The organism is Clostridium mobile (genome assembly GCF_018918285.1).
GTDB classification, from domain to species: Bacteria; Bacillota; Clostridia; order Clostridiales; family Clostridiaceae; genus Clostridium_AW; species Clostridium_AW mobile.
Map to the genome: position 1 here is coordinate 444,052 of NZ_JAHLQF010000003.1, position 23,216 is coordinate 467,267.

Genomic DNA, 23,216 nt, shown 5'->3' on the forward strand with positions numbered 1-23,216 from the left:
TTTTTTGAATTTTGACATCTCCATCCCTCCTAGTTTATTTTATGAGAAATGGAGTGTAGAAAGAATTAAATTATTTTTTCTTTCGTTTTTGTACTGAGAAACCAAATTTACCAATAGGTTTTTGTGGTATAGGAAAATATTCACCGTGAGAATAACATATTAAATTTGCATTTTCAAAATGTATTTTTCCCTTGTCGTCTATTAAGTTATCTTCTACGCTTACAGATGATACTTCAGCTAAAAACAGATGGTGAGATCCTAGTGGTATTATTTCTTTTAGTTTACATTCCAAGGCAATAGGACACTCTTTAATAATAGGTGCATTTACAGTATTAGCATCCTCTAATTTAAGGTTTAAATGCTTTATTTTATCTATACTTTTACCAGATCTTACTCCGCAGTAGTCTACTTCTTTTACTAGATATTTGGTAGGTAAGTTAATTACAAACTCTCTAGTTTCTTTGATATATTCATAAGAGAGTCTCTCAGGTCTTATGGATAGGGTTATCATAGGTGGATGTGTACATGCGGTTCCTATCCATCCTACAGTAAATACATTATCTTTACCTTCTTTATTTCTAGAAGTAACTAGAACTGCAGGAACGGGATTAAGCATTGCACTTCCTTTAAAAGATATTTTAGTCATAGTAATCAATCCTTTTTAATAATTTATTATTAGATACAAATAGTATTATATATTAATAGAAGAATTTTTCAAATATAAAAAATATCCTCAATTTGAGGATATTTTCTTATGTTAATGTGAATAACTTTTTAATTTCACTATTCTTTTCAATAGAAAGTAATAATGGAAGACCTAATCCATAACAGCATAATAATTGTCCCAAACCAACTTGAAGCATTGTTAGTAATAATGGCCATTTTAAAGTATAATGTAATAAAGGACCAACTATTATAGCATTCAAAACCACAGGTGGTAATGGAGCTAAATATTTTTTATACTTCAAATTACTTTTGCCTATATAATAGGTAGCAATAGCCGATAGCAAAGTAGCAAGAGAACCGAAGATAATATCTAAAGGTCCTACTGGACTTAATAAATTTGCTATAAGGCAACCTATAAAAAGACCATAAATTGAAGCTGATGAGAAAAAAGGTAATACTGTTAGAGCTTCTGCTATTCTAAATTGAGAGGCTTGATAGCTCATTGGATAAGTCAAATACATTGTTACTACTGCATAAATTGCAGCAATAAGAGAACTGACAACTAAATTCTTAGTATTTGTTTTCATGTGAAATTTCCTCCTCCATAGTTTTACTTAAGGACAGGATGGTTACGAACTGTCCATACCCATTTCAAGAGTACTTGTATATTTTAATATATGAAAATAGTTTAGTCAAATTTTTATTAATTATTTTATTTTAACTAAATATAAATTATAATAATTTAAGTATATTATTTTATTCTAAAGGAGAGTATTTAATGTTTGATTCTAATAAATATAGGTTATCTAATGGAGTTGAGTTGATAAGTATAAAAAAAGAAACTCAAATCTTTTCTATACATGCAGGAGTAAAAGTTGGGTCCTTATTCGAAACAAAATCAGAAAAAGGTATTTCACATTTTGTTGAGCATATGTTATTTAAAGGAACCATAAATAGAACTAATGAAAAACTTAATAATGATTTAGAAGCTTTAGGAGGAGAATACAATGCTTATACAGATCATAATTGTACCGTATATAGCGTTACTGCTCTTAAAGAAGAATTTAATAACTCAATAGAAATATTAAGTGATATGATAAAGCAATCTATTTTCCCAGAGGTGGAATTAGAAAAAGAAAGAGGAGTTATACTAGCTGAAATCAGGACAAGTAAAGATGATATTGAAGATTATAGTTTTAGAAGAATAAATGAGGTAGCATTTAAAAGTAGTCCGCTAAAATATGATATATTAGGAACAGAGAAGCATGTGAAAAAATTTAATAGAGAAGATTTATTAAATTTTTATAATACTTATTATAACGCTAACAACTGTTGTATAACTATAGTTTCACCTTATGAACATGAATATGTACGTGAAGTTATAGAAAATTATTTTGGAGATTGGAGAGAAGAAAAAATTCCTTCAAAGGATAATATAGTAGAGAAAAATATAGAGGGTACATTCATCTCACACAAGAAAGATATTGAGCAGAGCACTATTTTATATCTATATACTTTTCATGGATTGGATAAAAAAGAAGAATTGGCTTTAAGAGTATTAAATCATAAATTAGGAGATAGTACTAACTCAATTTTATTTAGAAAATTAAGAGAAGAAAAGGGACTAGTATACGATGTATATACTAGTTTAGATACAACAAATTATGTAAAAACTTTATATATATATACATCAGTAGAAGAGGATAAATTAAAGGAAAGTATAGAAGTAATTGAAAGTTGTATAGAAGATATAAATAAGAGAAATATTGTATTTGACGATAGCACTATAGAACTTATGAAAAAGGCTTTGAAAACAGGAGTAGTATTTACATTGGAAGATCCTACAGATTTGAGTAACTATGTTCTTCATCAGATGATAGATGGAGATAATATTTACGCCTTTATAGAAGATATGGAACAATTAGAGAATATTAAGAAAGAAAATATATATGATATAGGCGAAAAAGTGTTAAATCATCCTACTATTCATATTTTACAAAAGGAAGGTTAACAGCAGGTACAGAAGATAAGGAGGAGATATCATGGGGTAGTTACTAAGATTGAAGTTGGTAAAAGAAATAAGAATAGAGTAAATGTATATTTAGATGATGAATTTTCTTTTGCCTGTAGTGCTGAAATAGTATATAGATTCAACATTAAAACAGGTGAAAATATAAATTTACAAAATTTGGAGGAAATCGTAGAAGAAGATAACTATATTAAATGTAAAAGTGATAGTTTGAGATTTTTGGGAAAAACTTACAAAACACAAAAGCAAATATATGATAAACTATTAGGTAAGGGGTATGACACCAAAACTATAGATAGAGTAATAAATTTTTTAAAGGAGTACAATTTTATTGATGATGAGAAATATGCACAAATGTACATTAAGGAGAAGATAATAAAAGAAGGGGTAAATAAAATAAAATTTTCTTTAATATCTAAAGGTATTAAAGAGGAAATAATAAATGAAAAGATTAACGAAGTAGATTCAGAATGTCAAGAGGAAGCTATTTTAAAACTAGCAGAAAAAAAATATAACCAACTAATGAAAACAGAGAATGATAAGAGAATTATATATAAAAAAATAGGGGATTATCTGTTTAGAAAGGGATATAGTTGGGATATTATAAAAGTAGCTTTAAACCAAACCTTAAAAATGGATTTTTATGATTGAGGTGGTTAGATGCCTAATATTAATCCTATAACAGCCTTATTAGTTTTAATATTTTTATATCCAATTATAAAAGGATTATTACTTAAATTTTCTTCTAAAGATTTGAAGATAGATATAGAAGATTTAAATAAAACCCTTTCCTTTATTTTAGCACTTTTTTTAGGTATATATTATGGAAGGAAAATATTCATCCAACACGATGATGGAATATATAAGATAATTTATGAGTTGATTCCACAAACCATAATTAATTATATAGAAGACAAACCTTTTATAATATATATGCTTCTAATACCAATCTTAATGCTCATTTTATATAAAATTACATTTTTAATTCTACAGATATTTAATAATTTTACTTTTTATCCATTACTAGATAATGTTGAGACATTTTTAAAAAGAAAAGGTAATATGTTTAGAAGTGTAGCGGGAGCAATATTTCAATTACCTAGAGCAATATCTTATTTGCTATTAATAACCTTAGTGTTAAATTTCACATCATTATTTTATACTAATGATATGTTCAATCAATATTTGAGCTCTTCAAAAATTTATAGCTATATATGCTACAAAGTTGTTATACCTGTTACTAAATCAAAGCTAGCAAGAAAGCTTCCAAGTATAATAAATAATTCGTTTAGAATAGTAGTTGAAGAGAATTCTAAGGATATAGCCAATAATAAAACTATAGTTTATTATAATGGAGTAACTTTAAATGAAGGAATTAAATCAAATGATGACATTGATATTTTTGCTAAAAATCTAGTAGCTAAAGAAACTAACACAATAGATAAAGCTAAAATAATATATAATTGGATAGGAAAGAATATATCTTATGATTATGATAAAGCTGAAAAAGTGTTAAATAGTGACTTTAATATTAAATCTGGCGCTATATACGCTTTTCAAAGTAAAAAAGGAATATGCTTTGACTATGCCTGCTTGTTTGTGGCAATGAGTAGGGCCAATGGCATGAAGGTAAGATTAATAACAGGTGAAGGATTCAATGGAGTTAGTTGGGTTAATCACGCTTGGAATCAGGTGTATATTCCAGAAGAAGATAGATGGGTAAATGTTGATGCCACTTTTTATAATGGTGGAAATTATTTTGACAATAAAAATTTTGATGCAGATCACAGGGCATCGAAAATTGCAGGAGAATGGAAATAAAAAGCTTGTGAAGAATTTCTTCACAAGCTTATCTTTTTTTAGGATTATTTTTATAACTATTAATTATTAAATTTATAGCTTTTTCACAATCTTCATCTTCATTGTCTAAGGCCCATGCAGTATTAAAATATATTAAAGCTTTTTTATTATCCTTGGTCATAGCGTAACAATAACCTAAATTAAAATAATATTTACTATCTTCTTTTAAAGAGATAGCCTTTTTTAGAAGTGGAATAGCTTCATTATATTCTTTTAACTTAATAAAACAAACAGCAGAATTGTACATTGAAGCAGCCTCATTTTCTTTTGCTTCAATAGATTTTTGGTATAAGGATATAGCTTTTTTATAATCCTTCAAATTATAATAATCATTTGCTTTTTGAAAAAAATTCATCTGGAAACCTCCCTTAGTTTTCTAGACGTTATTTGTCATTGTGAAGTATATTATTATATAAAAAGTGTATTGTTATATAAAAAGTATATTGTTATATAAATAAAAATATTCATTAGAAATGTTATCCAGATAATAGATTAATATACATGTAAATACATTTTTATTGCCCTCTAACTAATCTTTTCTCTATAAATGCTACTATTTCGTACATTATATATGCAATTACTGATAGTATTATGATACTCATCATAACCATATCTAACTGAGATATTTGGCCACCAAAGATTATAAGAAATCCCAGCCCTTCTTTGGCTACTAAAAATTCTCCCATTATTACACCTACCCAAGAAAGTCCAACGTTTATTTTAAGAGCTGATATTAAAGTTGGTATAGATGCAGGAATTATTAAATGTATTAAAATTTGTAATTTAGAAGCACCAAAGGTTTTTAAGAGTTTTATTTTATCTTCATCAACTTCTTTAAAGCCATTTAGTACGCTAATTATTGTTACTACTATGGAGATCAACAAGGCAACTAAAATTATGGCCTTTATACCATTTCCAACCCAAAAAATTATTATTGGGGCTAAAGCTATCTTAGGGAGAGCATTCAACACAACTAAGTAAGGGTCTAATACTTTTGATAAAAAATCAGACCACCATAGAAGTATGGCCGCAAGTGTCCCGAGCAAGGTTCCCAACAAAAATCCTAATATAGTTTCGAAACAAGTTACCCAAATGTGGACAAATAGTGTACCTTCATTATAAATTTTTATAAAGCTTTTCCACATTCTTGAAGGAGTACTAGTCAAGAATGGATCAATCCAGTTGAGTCTTCCGGAAATTTCCCAAAGCAAGAAGAAGGATATAAGCAGTAATATTCTTACTAGGGTAATACTTATATTTCTCCTCTTTACACCACTAACAAAGTTTTCATGTTCTTTTCTAAAATCAATCATACTTCAGAATTCAACTCCTTCCATAATTGGTTAAAGTAAGTTCTGAACTGAGGAGCTTCTCTACATTTTAAAGGGGATATACTGTCTAAGCAAAAATCCATTTTGAATTCTTTTTTTATTTTTGCAGGTCTATTTGTAAGTACTAGAATTCTATCTGACATGGAAATAGCTTCTGACAGATCATGGGTTACCATAATTACGGTCTTTTTTTCATTTTTTAAGATTTCATATATTTCGTCACTTACATTAAGACGTGTCTGATAATCTAAAGCAGAAAAAGGTTCATCCAACAATAATACATCTGGATTTAGAGCTAGAGTTCTAATAAGAGCTGCCCTTTGTCTCATTCCTCCAGATAATTCTTTCGGATAGTGATTTCTAAACTCCCATAAATTATAGTTTTTTAGTAATCCCATTACTTTTATTTTATTTTCATCTGTTAGTTTTTTGTGAATTTTCAATCCGAGAAGTACATTATCAAATACAGTTAACCATTCAAATAGATGGTCTTTTTGAAACATATATCCAATCTTAGTGGATACGGTAGTAACTAATTCACCATCTATATATACTTCCCCGTAGGAAGGTTTTAATAAACCAGCTACAATATTAAGAATAGTAGACTTTCCACATCCAGAGGGACCTACTATGCTTACAAATTCTCCACTATCTACTGAAAAGCTAATATTCTCTAATGCTCTTGTGGAATTTTCTAGAGTATGATAGTTCATATAAACATCTTTAATGTCTACTTTCACTTAATTCAGCTCCCATCTTACTAGAATTAAAGGAATTATATTCTAGTATATGAAGGAAGTTAAGATATTGTTAAAGACTTTTAATATTACGGATAATGGGTTATAATTATGGCATATATTAGGAAGGAGTGAATAAAATGTATTGGTAAAGCAAAGAAAAATTTAAATAATAAAAGCCAGAATAAGATTATATTAGATGGATATATATTTATTTTAAAAAGCATGAATTTATGAGCTTATTAATGATAAATCCATCATTACTGTCATTTGATTAAATATTTTTTTAAGTATATAATAGCCATATATTTCATGTATATGGTGATTTTCATATATTCTATATAATTATATTGATAAAAGGTGATAGCATTATGGAAAAATTATTACATTTAGGTTTAGATGTTGGATCAACTACTGTGAAAGTTGTCCTACTAGGCAGTAATGACAGAATTATTTATAGCAAATATGAAAGACATTTTTCTGACATTAGAAGTACTATTAATAAAATTATGAATGAAGTACACAACATTATTAATAAAAAAAATGTTACAGTAAAAGTAACAGGATCTGGTGGATTAGCGGTATCTGAGTGGCTAGATGTTCCTTTTATTCAAGAGGTTATAGCTTGTACTAATACGGTTGAGAACCTCATACCTATGACAGATGTAGCTATAGAGTTAGGTGGAGAAGATGCAAAAATAACATTTTTCAGAGGGGGGATAGAGCAAAGAATGAATGGGACTTGTGCTGGAGGTACAGGAGCATTCATCGATCAAATGGCGGCATTACTTCAAACTGATGCTAGGGGACTAAATGAATTGGCAAAAAATTATAAAACAATATATCCTATTGCAGCTAGATGTGGTGTATTTGCTAAAACAGATGTTCAACCATTGTTAAATGAAGGAGCTGCCAGGGAGGATATTGCTGCATCAATATTTCAATCTGTTGTAAATCAGACAATAAGTGGACTTGCTTGCGGTAAGGTAATAAGGGGGAATGTTGCTTTTTTAGGTGGCCCTCTATATTTTTTATCTGAATTAAGAAAAAGATTTATAGAAACTTTAAATTTAAAAAGGGAACAGATTATTTCCCCGGAAAATTCTCAATTATTTGTTGCCATAGGTGCAGCAATGTCTTCAAAAGAAGAAAGTCCTATCATTTTTAAGGAACTTTTAAATAAACTTAATAATGTAAAATGTGAAGTTAATGAACATATTAATATATTATCTCCATTGTTTAAAGATGAAGAGGAATTAAAAAGTTTTAAATTAAGACATGATAGTTATAAAGTTAGAAGTAGAGAATTAAAAGATTATAAAGGTAGATGTTATCTAGGAATAGATGCAGGATCTACTACTACTAAAGTAGCGTTAGTTGATGATGAGGGAGCTTTGCTGTACTCCTATTATGGAAGTAATAAAGGTAATCCGTTGAAATCTACTATAAATGTTTTAAAGACATTGTATAGTATAATGCCAAATGATGAGGTGGAGATAGTAAATTCTGCTGTCACAGGGTATGGGGAGGGGTTAATTAAAGAGGCATTATCAATAGATGAAGGCGAGGTAGAGACAATAGCCCACTATAAAGGAGCGGAGTTTTTCTTGCCGGGAGTAGACTTTATACTAGATATTGGTGGTCAAGATATGAAATGTCTAAAAATTAAGGACAGAGTAATTGACAGCATTATGTTAAATGAAGCTTGTTCTTCTGGATGTGGATCTTTTATTGAAACTTATGCACATTCTTTAAACATAGATATAGAAGAATTCTCAAAAAGTGCATTATTAAGTAAAAACCCAGTGGATCTTGGGTCAAGATGTACAGTATTTATGAATTCAAAAGTGAAACAAGCCCAAAAAGAAGGGGCAACTATAGGAGATATATCAGCGGGATTATCATATTCAGTGATAAAAAATGCTTTGTATAAAGTTATAAGAGTTAAAAATTCAGAAGATTTGGGTAAAAAAGTTATTGTTCAAGGGGGAAGTTTTTATAATGATGCTGTACTGAGGGCATTCGAAATAATTTCTGGTACTCAACCTGTTAGACCTAATATTGCAGGATTAATGGGTGCTTTTGGAGCAGCTTTAATCGCTAAGGAAAGATATGAGAATGGGTATAAATCAAAATTAGCTACAATTGAAGATTTAATGAATTTTGATGCAACAGTTACCATGAGAAGATGTAAATTATGTAGCAATCAATGTCTGTTGACAGTAAATAATTTTGGAGACGGGAGAGAATTTATATCTGGAAATAGGTGTGAAAGAGGAGCAGGCAAAGAAATAAATAAAGAAGAAATACCTAACTTATACAGATATAAATTGCAAAGATTATTTAGCTATAAACCTCTATCTAAAAGTGAAGGGGTAAGAGGAGTGATAGGTATACCAAGGGTATTAAACATGTATGAAAATTACCCGTTTTGGTTTACTGTTTTTACTAACTTAAAATATAGAGTTGAGTTATCGCCTATTTCTTCAAAAAAAATATATGAATTAGGCATGGAAACTATACCATCAGAGTCAGCTTGCTATCCTGCTAAATTAGTTCATGGACATATAAATAGTTTAGTTGATAAAGGGGTAGACTCTATATTTTATCCATGTATACCTCTTGAACAAAAGGAAAATAAAGAGGCTAATAATCACTTTAATTGTCCTATAGTTACTTCTTATCCAGAAGTAATAAAAAATAATATGGATATATTAAAAGAAAAAAATATAAATTTTATGAATCCATTCTTACCAATAAATAATGAAGAGAAATTGGTAGAAAGATTATATGAAGAATTTATGGATTCAGGTATAACTAAAGATGAAATAGCTAAAGCAGTTTCGGAAGGATATAAAGAGGATAGAAAATTTAAAGAAGATATAAGAAAAAAGGGAGAAGAGGTAGTAGCGTATTTAAAGAGTACAGGTAAAAAAGGAATAGTATTAGCGGGACGACCTTATCATGTGGATCCAGAAATAAATCATGGGATACCAGAGTTGATTAACTCCTTTGGAATAGCTATTCTAACAGAAGATTCTATAGCTCATTTAGGAAAAATAGAAAGACCTTTAAGGGTTGTAGATCAGTGGATGTATCATTCTAGATTATATGCTGCAGCTAGTTTTATAGCAGAGCAAAAAGACCTGGAGTTGGTACAATTAAATTCTTTTGGATGTGGTTTAGATGCTGTAACAACAGACCAAGTTGGAGAAATATTGAATTCTTTTGGAAAAATATATACAGTTCTTAAAATTGATGAGGGGAGTAATTTAGGAGCAGTTAAAATCAGAATAAGATCCTTAATTGCAGCCCTTAAAGAAAGAGATAAAAATGGATTTACTCCTAGTAGAATTACAAAACCAAAGCAGAGAATAATATTTACCAAGGATATGAAGAAAAACCATACAATATTATGTCCTCAAATGGCACCTATACATTTTGAATTAGTGCAAGAAGCTTTTAATTCTTCGGGTTTCAATTTAGATGTATTACCTTCCGTTGACAAAGCAGCTATTGAAGAAGGGTTAAAGTATGTAAATAATGATGCATGTTATCCATCTATTATAGTTATAGGACAAATAATAGAAGCATTAAAATCTGGTAAATATGATATTAATAATACTTCTGTAGTTATGTCCCAAACTGGAGGTGGATGTAGAGCTACAAATTATATTGCGTTTTTAAGGAAGGCTCTAAAGGAAGCTGGATTTGAAAATGTGCCTATAATATCTGCTAATATGATTGGATTAGAAAAAAATCCAGGATTTAAGTTATCCCTATCATTAGCAAATAAAGCATTAATGGCACTAGTTTATGGAGACTTATTAATGAGGGTTCTATATAGAGTTAGGCCTTATGAGAAAATACCTAACTCTGCAAATATTCTCTATGATGAGTGGATGGAAAAATGCAAGAAAAATGTACGGAACGGAAATATGTTATTATATAAAGAAAATATATATAATATAGTAAGAGACTTTGACAACCTAGAAATAAATAATATATTAAAACCTAAGGTAGGGGTAGTTGGAGAAATATTAGTTAAATTTCACCCTACTGCAAATAATGACGTGGTAGATATTTTAGAAAATGAAGGAGCAGAGGTTGTTGTGCCTGACTTGTTAGATTTCTTTATGTACTGTGCATATAATTCTAACTATAGATATTGCAACCTTTCTGGGACTAAAACAGCCAAGGTTATTTCAACTTTTGCAATAAAGGCCATGGAACTATATAGAAAGCATATGAGAAAAGCATTAAATAATAGTAAAAGATTTTATGAACCTGAAAGAGTAAATAAGTTAGCGGAGATGGCATCCTCAGTTGTCTCTATTGGAAATCAGACGGGGGAAGGGTGGTTGCTCACAGCAGAAATGATGGAGCTTATAGAAAATGAAGTAAAAAATATTATTTGTATGCAGCCTTTTGCATGTTTACCTAATCATGTAACTGGTAAGGGGATGATAAAAAAGCTTAAGACTATTTATCCAGGAGCTAATATAGCGGCAATAGATTATGATCCAGGTGCTAGCGAAGTAAATCAGCTAAATAGAATAAAATTAATGCTTGCTGTTGCAAATAAAAATTTACAACATGAAAAAGAGAAAGTGTTAAAAGAAGATAAAGAAATTACCATATCAGCGTATAAAAATGGCTATGAAGTAAATTATTAATACAAAATAAAAGAACCAATGAAAACATTGGTTCTTTTATTTTCTTCTTATTTAAAGAAGTTAACAAAGGTCGTTATAATAAGTGCATTAGTAAAGTCAATTAAGAATGCCCCAACTATTGGTAGTACGAAGAATGCTCTTGGAGCAGCTCCAAATCTTTCAGATACGGAAGTCATATTAGCTATTCCGTTTGGAGTAGCTCCCATACCGAATCCACAGTGTCCTGCAGCCATAACAGCAGCATCAAAGTCTCTACCTAGTGCATTAAATGATATAAATGTAGCAAATAGTGCCATCATAATTGTTTGAGCTACTAGTATTATTAACATTGGACCTGCAACTGCAGCAAGTTCCCAAAGTTTTAATCCAACTAAAGCCATAGATAAGAATACATTTAATCCTATTGTTCCAAGAATGTCTGTACATGTTTGATTAATGCTCCATTTTCCTGTTGCTTCACCAACATTAAGAATTATGGCAGCTATAATCATTGAGTTAACATAGGATGGTAGAGTAAGTCCTAATTTTTTAAATTGACCTTCTAAAATAGCACCAAGGCCGATTGAAATTAATATAATTGCTAATGTTCTGAATACTTCACTATAATCAACTACGTCTTTGTTATCAGATGCTGATGAATCTTTACTAGCTTCAGCTGAAACAGAAGACTTTAAGCCTTTTTTCTCTATCAATCTCTTACCAACTGGTCCACCGATTATAGAACCTGCAACTAATCCGAAAGTAGCAGATGCCATTGCAGTAGCAGTAGCTCCTGCAAATCCATATTGACTTTCAAATAATGGACCAAAAGCACCACCAGTACCATGTCCACCTGTCATTGTAATAGATCCAGTTATTAATCCTAATAATGGATGTTCTCCAAGAGCTGTAGCTAATCCAACTCCTAATGTATTTTGTAATATACATAGTAATGAAGCTACTCCCCAGAAGATAAGAACTTGTAATCCACCTTTTTTAACAAGATCTATACTTGCTCCCATACCGATTGATGTAAAGAATACCATCATGAATGGGTTCTGTAATGTAGTATCAAGAGTTAATGATAAAACTCCAGTCTGATATAAGATAAGGTTTACAATAGCAAAAATAAGTCCTCCTACAACTGGTGAAGGAATACAGAACTTTTCTAAAATCTGCACCTTGCTTTTTACCCATGAGCCGAAATAGTAAACTGCTACGGCTAAAGCTGTAGTCTGCATCATGTCTAATTTGATGTCCATAAGTTTTAACCACCTTTCATGAAATTTTAATTAATAAAATAATAAAAATGAAATAAAAATTAATAGTGTTGATTAATAATAATTGATAAATAAATTATCGAAATGGCTTGGTCAATTAATCCATTCCATCAATGGATTGGTTGACTAAGTTTAGACAATTCATATAATAGCACAAGATTTTATTTAGTTCAACAATAAATTTTAATATTATGACAAAATAAGATAAAAAAATGGGATAAAATGTAATAAATTTATAAAAAACTAAAAACTAATAATATAATTTAAAAAATAATTATTGGCTTATAGATTACAATAAAACTTAGCTATATCAATATATTATGTACAAAAAAATAAAAAAGTTATTGGTAAAAACCAACAACTTTTTTATTTTTTTAATTTTTAAAAATTATCTTAAATTTTGAAAATTATTTTACTACTACATTTGCAAATGTAGTGATGATTAGTAAGTTTGTAAAGTCTATCAAAAATGCACCAACTATTGATAGTACGAAGAATGCTCTTGGAGCAGGGCCAAATCGTTCAGTTACAGAAGTCATGTTAGCTATTCCATTTGGAGTAGCTCCCATACCGAATCCGCAATGGCCAGCTGCAATTACAGCAGCATCGAAGTCTCTACCAATTAAGTTAAATGTTACAAAGTAAGCAAATAGTGCCATCATAGCTGTTTGAGCTAATAGTATTATTAACATTGGTCCTGCAACTGCAGCAAGTTCCCAAAGTTTTAATCCAATTAAAGCCATAGATAAGAATACATTTAATCCTATTGTTCCAAGTATATCTGTACATTTTTGATTAATATGCCATTTCCCTGTTGCTTCCCCAATATTAAGTATTATAGATGCTATAATCATTGATGTAACGTAGGATGGTAAATTTATACCTACCTTTACAAATTGAGCTTCGAAAACGGCGCCGATAGCGATCGAAATTAAGATTATAGTTAATGTTCTAAATAATTCTGAATAATCAACCTTTTCTTCCTTAGTAGCAGCTTGTAATTCTTCAGTATCATAGGCAGCAGCATTGGATTTTAATCCCTTGCGTTCTATTAATTTTTTACCAACTGGTCCACCAAGCAATGAACCCATAACTAGTCCAAATGTAGCGGATGCCATTGCAGTAGTAGTAGCGCCTGCAAATCCATATTGACTTTCAAATACTGGACCCAGTGCGGCACCAGTAGCATGTCCACCTGTCATTGTAATAGATCCGGCAACTAATCCTAATAATGGATGTTGTCCAAGAGCTTTAGCTAGTCCAATTCCAAGAGCATTTTGGAATACACACAGTAATGAAGCGATTGCCCAGAAGATAACAACTTGTAAACCACCTTTTTTAACAAGTTCTAAACTTGCTCCTAGACCTATTGATGTAAAGAACACCATCATAAATGGTTTTTGTAGTGTAGTATCAAGAACTATACTTAATATTCCACTTTGTTTTAAGAATAAATTAAGAAAAGCGAAAATAAGTCCTCCCACAACCGGTGAAGGAATACAGAATTTTTCTAAAACCTGTATTTTACTTTTTACCCATGCGCCGAAGTAGTAAATTACAACAGCTAGGGCAGCGGTTTGCATCATGTCCAATTTAATTTCCATAATAAGTCCACCTTTCAATAAAAAATTAAATAAGTATTGAAAACGTTATATTCAATACAATCCCATTATATATAATTAAAATACAAAAATCAATTTAAAAATTAAAAAAAATGAAAGTTTTTATAATTAAACTTCATTTTTTTGATAAATTTTAAAAATATTAAAATTAAAAAAAGAAATCGACAATATTTTTAAAATTTTTTAATTTATATTGAAAAAATTAAAAAATTAATTTTAAATTACGACAGTATTTTTAGCTGTTTTTTTATTTTAGATAATGAATTTATTTTAAATTTAATCTATAAAGGTAACTTTGTTAAATTATTGACTAGGTATTCAAAATAAAGCCTTCACCAAATTAGATTTTTATATACTATATGAGTATTTCAATTAATGAATTTGGGAAAATAGTTGAGAAGAGAGAGAAGTATAAGATTTTTTATTCTTTAATTATTTTATATTTGCATAAATAAAATTTATTAAAAATAATATGATATTTATCTAGTAAATATGAAATAAATAAGATTTTTTTAACAGATAAATGAAATTATGAACATTGCATATTTCATTTAATAGAAAAACATACAAACAATTAAATAAATAACCTGGTATCAGAAGTGATGTTGATACCAGGTTAATGATATAGAATTTATATATTATTTGCCAAAGATGTTTGCAAATGTAGTAATGATTATTAAGTTTGTAAAGTCTATCAAGAATGCACCAACTATTGGTAGTACGAAGAATGCTCTTGGAGCAGCTCCAAATCTTTCAGTTACAGAAGTCATGTTAGCTATTCCGTTTGGGGTAGCTCCCATACCGAATCCACAATGGCCAGCTGCAATTACAGCAGCGTCAAAATCTCTACCAATTAAGTTAAATGTTACGAAGTAAGCGAATAGTGCCATCAATACTGTTTGACATCCTAATATTATTAACATCGGTCCTGCAACTGCAGCAAGTTCCCAAAGTTTTAATCCAATTAAAGCCATGGATAAGAATACATTTAACCCTATTGTTCCAAGTATATCTGTACATTTTTGATTAATATGCCATTTTCCTGTTGATTCACCAACATTAAGTATTATAGATGCTATAATCATTGATGTAACGTAGGATGGTAAATTTATACCTACCTTTACAAATTGAGCTTCGAAAACGGCACCGATAGCGATTGAAATTAAGATTATAGTTAATGTTCTAAATAATTCTGAATAAATAACTTCTTCTTCTTTAGTAGCAGCTTGTAATTCTTCAGTCTCATAAGCGGCAGCGTTGGATTTTAATCCCTTGCGTTCTATTAATTTTTTACCAACTGGTCCGCCAAGCAATGAACCCATAACTAGTCCAAATGTAGCTGCTGCCATTGCAGTAGTAGTAGCGCCTGCAAATCCATATTGATTTTCAAATACTGGCCCCAGTGCACCACCAGTAGCATGTCCACCTGTCATTGTGATAGAGCCGGCAACTAATCCTAATAATGGATGTTGTCCAAGAGCTTTAGCTAGTGCAACTCCAAGAGCGTTTTGGAATACACATAGTAATGAAGCAACTGCCCAGAAGATAACAACCTGTAATCCACCTTTTTTAACAAGTTCTAAACTTGCTCCTAGACCTATTGATGTGAAGAACACCATCATAAATGGTTTTTGTAGTGTAGTATCAAGAACTATACTTAATATTCCACTTTGTTTTAAGAATAAATTAAGAAAAGCGAAAATAAGTCCTCCCACAACCGGTGAAGGAATACAGAATTTTTCTAAAACCTGTATCTTACTTTTTACCCATGCACCGAAGTAGTAAATTACAACAGCTAGGGCAGCGGTTTGCATCATGTCCAATTTAATTTCCATAATAAGTCCACCTTTCAATAAAAAATTAAGTATTGAAAACGTTATATTCAATACAATTCTATTATATGAAATTACTACACGGAAATCAATCGGAAAATTAGAAAAAATGAAGGTTTTTAATATTAACTTTCAATTTTCGCATAAATTTTAAAAAAATTAAAAATATTAAAATAAAAAGATACTTTATTTGTTTTTTATTAATTTAATATAAAAAAACAGAAAATAAATAAAGGTAGTCATTAGAAGAAATGATAATAGGCGACTACCTTTAGTTAAAAATATATTTCAATTTACTTTAAAGCTTTTTCGCTAAATGAATTATTAACTATATCATTAAACTTTGGTCTTTCAGGGATTAGGTCATTATTATATGATTGTATTATATCCATTAATCTATTTAAATTTTCTTCTTTTAATACTGGATTTTCTGCATAGGCATTTATCTTTTTATAATTTTGAATTACATTAGTTATTACCTTTTCATCTGTACCAGGAAAGAATGAAATTATCTCCTTTGCTACTACTTCATCGCTATTATTAAGCACCCATTGCTGACCTTTATAAATAGCTTTCATGAAATTTACTATAGTATCTTCATTCATTTTTATATAAGATTGGGTAGCGAAAAAACCTGTATATGGTATGACACCAGCAGATTCTCCGATTGATGCAACTATGAACCCAGAATTATCAATTTCTAGCATTGTTGCTGTAGGTTCAAATAGAGCTACATAATCACCTGTACCACTCTTGAAGGCACCTGCTGTTGCAGTAAATGCTAAGTTTGTGATTAAGTCTACATCTTTATTAGGATTGATTCCGTTATTTTTAAGAACGTATTCTAATGCCATTTCAGGAACCCCACCAGGTCGTCCACCTATTATAGTCTTACCTTTTAAGTTTTCCCACTTAAAATCTTTTTCTTGGCTTCTTCCTACCAAAAATGATCCATCTCTTTGAGTGAGTTGACCAAATATAACAGGATAGTCATCTTTCTTTTGATTATATATATATATAACTTGTTCGAGACCAGCAAAACCTATGTCTACGCTGCCACTAAGCACTTGCTGCATGGTTTTGTCTGCTCCTTGTCCTGTAGTTAATTCAATTTCAATGCCTTGCTCTTTAAAAAAACCTTTATTTATTGCAACATATATAGGAGCATAAAAAGCAGAACGTACAACTTCATTTAAACGCACTTTTTCTAACTTCTGTACTTCTACTTTTTTACAAGATATTAATGAAAGAGATAGAATAATTAGTGTGAGAAGTAGGGAGAGATTTTTTAAAAACTTTTTCTTCATTTTTACCTCCATATATTATTAATCTAATGTATATTATGTTTTAAAATATATAATGTGATAATATTAGAATAAAAAGTAAATGGAGTGTTGAATTTGAAGGGGAGTTTAAAAAAAATATTCTTTATTTTAACTATAATAATTATTACTTTTATATCTGTCTCCAGTATTTACTATAAAAATAAAATAGAAGAAGAAAAAGATTATAGAGTGATTAAAGTAGGGGGAGATTTAAATTTCCCTCCTTTTGAATACATTGATGATAATGGTATTTATACTGGATTTAATGTAGATATAATTAGAGCAATAGCTCTAAGAGGTGGTTTTGAAGTTGAATTTTACCCTATGAAATGGGAAGAAGCCTGTAAAAAATTGAAAAATGGAGAAATAGATGTAATACAAGGTATGAAATATACTATGGAAAGATCAAAATACTATGACTTTTCTGAGGGATATCTTGAAAACTCCCAGTCTATTTTTGTTATGGAGAATAATTATGAAATAGACTCCTATGAAACTTTAAGAGGAAATACTGTAGCTATACAAGAAGGAGATATAGCTATTAATAATTTAAAAGGAATGGAAAATATAAATATTGTTTCTACTAAGGATCAAGAAGAGGCTTTTAAAAAATTGATTAACGGGGAGGTAGATGCTATTATTTGCAATACTTTAACAGGTGTAAATTATTTAGATAAGCTAAAAGTGAGAAATAGAATAAAACCAGTTGATATGCCACTTAACTATACCGCTTATTCTATGGTAGTCAAAAAAGGTAACAGTAAGGTTTTGGGTCTTTTGAATAAAGGGCTAAAAGAAATACAAAAGAACGGTACCTATGAAATGGTTTATAGGAAATGGTTTGGAAATACAAATGATTATCCTAAATGGTATATAAAAAATATAATTAAAGTACTTTTAATTGGTTCGACGATTTTTATTATAATAATTCTTTTATTTTATCTTTGGAACGATATGCTAAAAGATGAGGTTAAAAAACATACATATAAACTAGAAGAAGCAAATGAAAGTTTGAAAAAAAAGAACGAACATATAAAGGAAGAAAAAGATTTTAGAGAATGGATATTAAATAGTATATTTAATGGTATTATTACTATAAATGATGAAGGTAAAATAACCTTCATAAACGATATGGCTTTAAAGATTTTAAATTTAGAGCCGAAAGAAATAATGCATGAATATATTTATAATACTGTGATTAAAGAAATCTTCTCACAAGAGGGAAATATAAATGGAAGTGGATTGAAAGAATATTATATAGAAGATAAAAAAATATATATAAATTACAATATAAATATATTAAATGAGAACAATCAATATTGCAATGAAAGCATAATTAGTTTTAGAGATGTAACGGAAGAAAAGTTGATGCAAGAGACTATTAGAACTAAAGATAAAATGGAGTCTTTAGGTACTTTACTTTCAGGAATAGCTCATGAATTAAGAAATCCACTTACATCTATTAAAACATATGCAGAATTATTGCCTAGAAAATATGAAAATCCTAGATTTAGAGAAATGATATCAATAGATATACCAAAAGAAATTGAAAGGTTAAATAATTTAATTAATGATTTACTAGAGTATTCAAGACCAAGAAGACCTTTTAAAGAGCATATTAACTTATATGATGTAATAGATAATTTATTAAGATTAATAAATGATAAAATACATGAAGAAGATACAAAGATAAATTTAAATATTCATAAGGAAGCTTATGTATTTATAGATAAAAATCATTTAAAGCAAGTTTTAATTAATCTTATATTAAATGCTATAGAATGTATGGATAAAGAGGAGAAAATCATAGATATTTACTCTTACATTGTAGAAGGGGGAATAATGTTATGTATATCTGATAATGGTCCAGGAATAGATGGAAAAGACATTGGTAAGATTTATAACCCTTTTTACACTACAAAATCCTATGGAACTGGATTGGGGCTTTTTGTAAGCTATCAACTATTGAAGGAAAATGGAGTAAATATTTATATAGAAAGTAGCGAAAATGTAGGTACTACATTTAAATTATATTTTAAAAATGTGGGAGATGGTAACAATATATAAATTACTTATTGTTGATGATGAAAATTCAATATGTACATCCTTAAGTTTTGCATTAGAAGATGATTATAATATTTTCACTGCTAATGATGAAGAAGAGGCTATAGAGTTAGTAAAAAATAATGACATAAATATAGTTTTGTTAGACTTAAGGTTGGGAGAAAGTGATGGAATAAATGTACTAATAAAGCTTAAAGAAATTAGACCAGAAATGGTGATAATAATTATGACGGCTTTTGGAAGCATAGAGTCTTCTGTACAGGCCATGAAACTAGGTGCATTTTATTACATAACAAAACCTATAAATATTGAAGAATTATATTTGTTATTGGCTAAAGGTGAAGAATATATAAATCTTAATAGTAAAATTAAATATTTAAGTAATCAGATTCATGAAGACAATAAATATAATATTATAGGAAGCTCAAAGAGAATTAAAGCAGTATTGGATTTAATAGATAGAGTTAAGGATATAGATATAAATGTATTGATAACTGGAGAGAGTGGAACTGGAAAAGAGTTGGTAGCTAGGGCGATTCACTTCCAAGGGAAGCGAAAAGAAAAACCTTTCTATGTAATAAATTGTTCTGCCATTCCAAATAATTTATTAGAAAGTGAGTTGTTTGGATATAGAAAGGGAGCTTTTACAGGAGCTATGGAGGATAAAAAAGGAATTATTGAGCTTTCTCATGAAGGTACTCTTTTTTTAGATGAAATAGGGGATATGGATATTAATCTCCAAACTAAATTACTAAGAGTTATACAAGATAAAGAAATAAGACCTATAGGGTCCACGAAAAGTATAAGTGTAGATGTCAGGTTTGTTTCAGCTACTAATAAGGATTTGAAGGAAGAGATAAAAAATAATAGATTTAGGCAAGATTTATTTTATAGATTAAATGTAATAAATATAAATGTTCCACCTCTAAGAGAACATAAAGAAGATATATCAAAGTTAGTAGAGTATTTTATAAAAAGATACAGTGTAAAATTAGATAAGAATATAAAAGGAATAACCGCTGAGGCGCTAGAATGCTTAGAGAAATATAATTTTTATGGCAATGTAAGAGAATTGCAAAATATCATAGAGAGGGCTATTGTTCTTACTGAAAGTAGCTATATTAAAGAAGAAGACTTACCTGAGGAGATATTTAATAGAGAAAATATCGTAAAAGAAGAAACGGATTTGATTCCTATATTTGTTGGTGAAGATATAAAAAGTATTGAGAAAAAAGTTTTAGAATATACATTAAAGAAATTTAATGGAAATAGAAGAAAAACTGCAGAGGTATTAAAAATTGGAGAGAGAACTTTAAGATATAAGATAAAGGAGTATGAACTTTAGTGAAGTTGCTACGGGCACATTACAGAGCATTTATAACTTAATTTAGAAAGAATATTTGTAAAACATAAAAGAGCTAAGCGTGTAGTGAAATAGCGACTTTTTATTGGAGCGGCTTCACTACACGCTTAGCTCTATACTTTGGAGTTTAATTATTTTTATAAAGACTTACAATGGAAAACAATTGGGTATAATTAGTTATGCGTCGCAATTTTTATTTAGCGTCTACAAAAAGTGATGTCGAAAATTATTATATATTAATCGAAAATTTCAGAATATATAAAAAACATAGACGCTTTAAAGACGAAGTCGGTATATAATAGAGTTGTAAGGTAAACAAATATATAAGTAGATTAATAATTAATATAAATAGGGAGGAAAAGTCATGATAAAAAATTTTGATATTTCAGAAGCGATGACAATTAAACTTGATGATTATTTACCAGAAATGCCTAAGTTCGAAAAAGGCATAAGAAGAGCTCCAAATAGAGGATTCCATTTATCAAAAGATCAAACCGAAATAGCATTGAAGAATGCTTTGCGTTATATACCAGAGAAATATCATGAACAGTTAATTCCGGAGTTTCTAGAAGAATTAACAACTAAAGGAAGAATTTATGGCTATAGATTTAGACCAGAAGGAAAACTTTATGGAAGACCAATTGATGAATACAAAGGAGCCTGTGTTGAAGGTAAAGCTTTCCAAGTAATGATTGATAATAACCTAGATTTTGATGTAGCGTTATATCCATATGAACTTGTTACTTACGGGGAAACAGGAAGTGTATGTCAAAATTGGATGCAATATAGATTAATAAAAAAATACTTAGAAGTAATAACTCAGGATCAAACTTTGGTAATTGAATCAGGACATCCACTTGGACTATTCAAATCTAAACCAGATGCTCCAAGAGTAATAATTACAAATGCACTAATGATTGGTATGTTTGACAACTTAAAAGATTGGGAAATAGCTGAAGAAATGGGAGTTGCAAACTATGGTCAAATGACAGCTGGTGGATGGATGTATATAGGACCTCAGGGTATTGTACATGGAACATTCAATACTGTATTAAATGCAGGAAGATTAAAACTTGGAATTTCTAATGATGGAGATCTAAGAGGAAAGATATTTGTAACATCAGGTCTTGGTGGAATGAGTGGAGCTCAAGGTAAAGCTTGTGAGATAGCAAATGGTGTTGCTATTGTAGCTGAAGTAGATAAATCAAGAGTTGACACAAGACTTGAGCAAGGATGGATAAAGAAATGGTCAGGTAATGTAGAAGAAGTAGTTAAAATGGCTTTAGAAGCAGCGGAAAAGGAAGAAGCTACATCTATAGCTTACCATGGTAATATTGTAGATTTACTTAAATATATGGTAGATAATAATATTCATGTTGACCTTCTTTCAGACCAAACTTCTTGTCATAATGTTTATGAAGGAGGATACTGTCCGGAAGGAATTACATTCGAAGAAAGAACTAGACTTCTTGCAGAGGACCCAGAAAAATTCAGAAAATTAGTAGATGAAACTTTAAAACATCATTTTGAGTTAATTAAAGTTTTAACTGAAAGAGGAGTTTATTTCTTTGACTATGGTAACTCATTTATGAAAGCTATTTATGATGCTGGAGTGAAAGAAATCTCTAAAAATGGTGTAGATGAAAAAGATGGATTTATTTGGCCATCCTATGTTGAAGATATAATGGGACCACAGCTATTTGATTATGGATATGGACCATTTAGATGGGTATGCTTAAGTGGTAAACATGAAGACTTGGTTAAGACTGACCACGCGGCTATGGAAGTTATAGATCCAAATAGAAGATATCAAGATAGAGATAATTATAACTGGATAAGAGATGCTGAAGATAATAGATTAGTTGTAGGAACTGAAGCTAGAATTCTTTATCAAGATGCTATGGGAAGAGTAAATATTGCACTTAAGTTTAATGATATGGTTAGAAAAGGTGAGGTTGGTCCAATAATGCTTGGAAGAGACCATCATGACGTATCAGGTACAGATTCACCATTTAGAGAAACTTCAAATATTAAAGATGGAAGTAACGTAATGGCTGACATGGCTGTTCAATGCTTTGCTGGTAATGCAGCTAGAGGAATGAGCTTAATAGCTTTACACAATGGTGGTGGAGTTGGTATTGGTAAATCAATTAACGGTGGATTTGGATTAGTGCTTGATGGAAGCCATAGAGTAGACGAAATAATCAAATCCTCAATGGCTTGGGACGTTATGGGTGGTGTTGCTAGACGTTCTTGGGCAAGAAATAATAATTCAATAGAAACTGTAATCGAATATAACAATAACAATAAAGGAACAGACCACATAACAATTCCTTATTTAGCTGATGAAAAGAAGGTTAAAGATGCTGTAGAAGGAGTATTTAAAAAAATTAATAGATAGAAGAATTTAAAAGTTTTGCAGTATACAATACCTGTATACTGCAAAACTATA

The 23,216-nt window shown here is 29.7% G+C and carries 16 protein-coding genes; 7 read left to right on the forward strand and 9 right to left on the reverse strand.

Going from position 1 to position 23,216, the window contains the following annotated elements; genetic code table 11:
- Nucleotides 1-70: 70 nt before the first annotated feature.
- Both KQI86_RS13920 and KQI86_RS13925 read right to left on the reverse strand, forming a co-directional pair.
- A complete protein-coding gene (locus tag KQI86_RS13920; protein ID WP_216439964.1) occupies nt 71-646 on the reverse strand; it encodes a flavin reductase family protein in 576 nt (191 codons plus the stop codon).
- A 106-nt stretch (nt 647-752) separates the two neighbouring features.
- Complete coding sequence (locus KQI86_RS13925) at nt 753-1,253, reverse strand: QueT transporter family protein (RefSeq protein WP_216439965.1); 501 nt, start codon at nt 1,251-1,253, stop codon at nt 753-755.
- 191 nt (nt 1,254-1,444) lie between these two features.
- On the opposite strand from KQI86_RS13925, the gene KQI86_RS13930 reads away from it, so the two are divergent.
- The 3 genes from KQI86_RS13930 to KQI86_RS13940 are packed head-to-tail and all read left to right on the forward strand — an operon-like array spanning nt 1,445 to nt 4,516.
- Entirely contained in the window at nt 1,445-2,677 is a 1,233-nt protein-coding gene (locus tag KQI86_RS13930) for a M16 family metallopeptidase (RefSeq protein WP_216439966.1), read from the forward strand.
- A 15-nt stretch (nt 2,678-2,692) separates the two neighbouring features.
- A complete protein-coding gene (recX, locus tag KQI86_RS13935; protein ID WP_216440240.1) occupies nt 2,693-3,346 on the forward strand; it encodes a recombination regulator RecX in 654 nt (217 codons plus the stop codon).
- A 9-nt stretch (nt 3,347-3,355) separates the two neighbouring features.
- The gene (locus KQI86_RS13940) at nt 3,356-4,516 is read left to right on the forward strand and encodes a transglutaminase-like domain-containing protein (RefSeq protein ID WP_216439967.1); all 1,161 of its coding nucleotides are present in this window, start codon (nt 3,356-3,358) and stop codon (nt 4,514-4,516) included.
- A 28-nt stretch (nt 4,517-4,544) separates the two neighbouring features.
- On the opposite strand, the gene KQI86_RS13945 is transcribed toward KQI86_RS13940, so the two are convergent.
- The 3 genes from KQI86_RS13945 to KQI86_RS13955 form a co-directional block, all read right to left on the reverse strand.
- On the reverse strand, nt 4,545-4,910 hold the full coding sequence (locus KQI86_RS13945) for a tetratricopeptide repeat protein (protein WP_216439968.1): 366 nt from the start codon (nt 4,908-4,910) through the stop codon (nt 4,545-4,547).
- Between the two features lie 160 nt (nt 4,911-5,070).
- The gene (locus KQI86_RS13950; protein WP_216439969.1) at nt 5,071-5,868 is read right to left on the reverse strand and encodes an ABC transporter permease; all 798 of its coding nucleotides are present in this window, start codon (nt 5,866-5,868) and stop codon (nt 5,071-5,073) included.
- Complete coding sequence (locus tag KQI86_RS13955) at nt 5,865-6,599, reverse strand: ABC transporter ATP-binding protein (protein ID WP_216440241.1); 735 nt, start codon at nt 6,597-6,599, stop codon at nt 5,865-5,867. Before KQI86_RS13955 ends, KQI86_RS13950 begins: the two co-directional genes overlap by 4 nt.
- Nucleotides 6,600-6,994: 395 nt before the next feature.
- Here KQI86_RS13955 and KQI86_RS13960 point away from each other — a divergent pair, with 395 nt between their 5' ends.
- On the forward strand, nt 6,995-11,299 hold the full coding sequence (locus KQI86_RS13960; protein ID WP_216439970.1) for a 2-hydroxyacyl-CoA dehydratase: 4,305 nt from the start codon (nt 6,995-6,997) through the stop codon (nt 11,297-11,299).
- Between the two features lie 47 nt (nt 11,300-11,346).
- On the opposite strand, the gene gltS (KQI86_RS13965) is transcribed toward KQI86_RS13960, so the two are convergent.
- The 4 genes from gltS (KQI86_RS13965) to KQI86_RS13980 all read right to left on the reverse strand — a co-directional run bounded on the left by gltS (KQI86_RS13965) (nt 11,347) and on the right by KQI86_RS13980 (nt 17,319).
- A complete protein-coding gene (gene gltS / locus KQI86_RS13965) occupies nt 11,347-12,540 on the reverse strand; it encodes a sodium/glutamate symporter (protein ID WP_216439971.1) in 1,194 nt (397 codons plus the stop codon).
- A 425-nt stretch (nt 12,541-12,965) separates the two neighbouring features.
- Nucleotides 12,966-14,162: a sodium/glutamate symporter gene (gltS, locus tag KQI86_RS13970; protein WP_216439972.1), complete on the reverse strand. Its 1,197-nt coding sequence runs from the start codon at nt 14,160-14,162 to the stop codon at nt 12,966-12,968.
- Nucleotides 14,163-14,818: 656 nt separating this feature from the next.
- On the reverse strand, nt 14,819-16,015 hold the full coding sequence (gene gltS, locus KQI86_RS13975; protein ID WP_216439973.1) for a sodium/glutamate symporter: 1,197 nt from the start codon (nt 16,013-16,015) through the stop codon (nt 14,819-14,821).
- 290 nt (nt 16,016-16,305) lie between these two features.
- Nucleotides 16,306-17,319, reverse strand: coding sequence for an ABC transporter substrate-binding protein (locus tag KQI86_RS13980; protein ID WP_216439974.1), 1,014 nt, complete (start codon nt 17,317-17,319; stop codon nt 16,306-16,308).
- A 93-nt stretch (nt 17,320-17,412) separates the two neighbouring features.
- Here KQI86_RS13980 and KQI86_RS13985 point away from each other — a divergent pair, with 93 nt between their 5' ends.
- From KQI86_RS13985 to KQI86_RS13995, 3 genes are all read left to right on the forward strand, one after another.
- Nucleotides 17,413-19,404, forward strand: a complete 1,992-nt coding sequence (locus KQI86_RS13985) for a transporter substrate-binding domain-containing protein (protein WP_216439975.1) — start codon at nt 17,413-17,415, stop codon at nt 19,402-19,404.
- Complete coding sequence (locus KQI86_RS13990) at nt 19,379-20,746, forward strand: sigma-54-dependent transcriptional regulator (RefSeq protein WP_246582814.1); 1,368 nt, start codon at nt 19,379-19,381, stop codon at nt 20,744-20,746. Before KQI86_RS13985 ends, KQI86_RS13990 begins: the two co-directional genes overlap by 26 nt.
- Before the next feature lie 382 nt (nt 20,747-21,128).
- Entirely contained in the window at nt 21,129-23,165 is a 2,037-nt protein-coding gene (locus tag KQI86_RS13995) for a urocanate hydratase (protein ID WP_216439976.1), read from the forward strand.
- Nucleotides 23,166-23,216 lie beyond the last annotated feature (51 nt).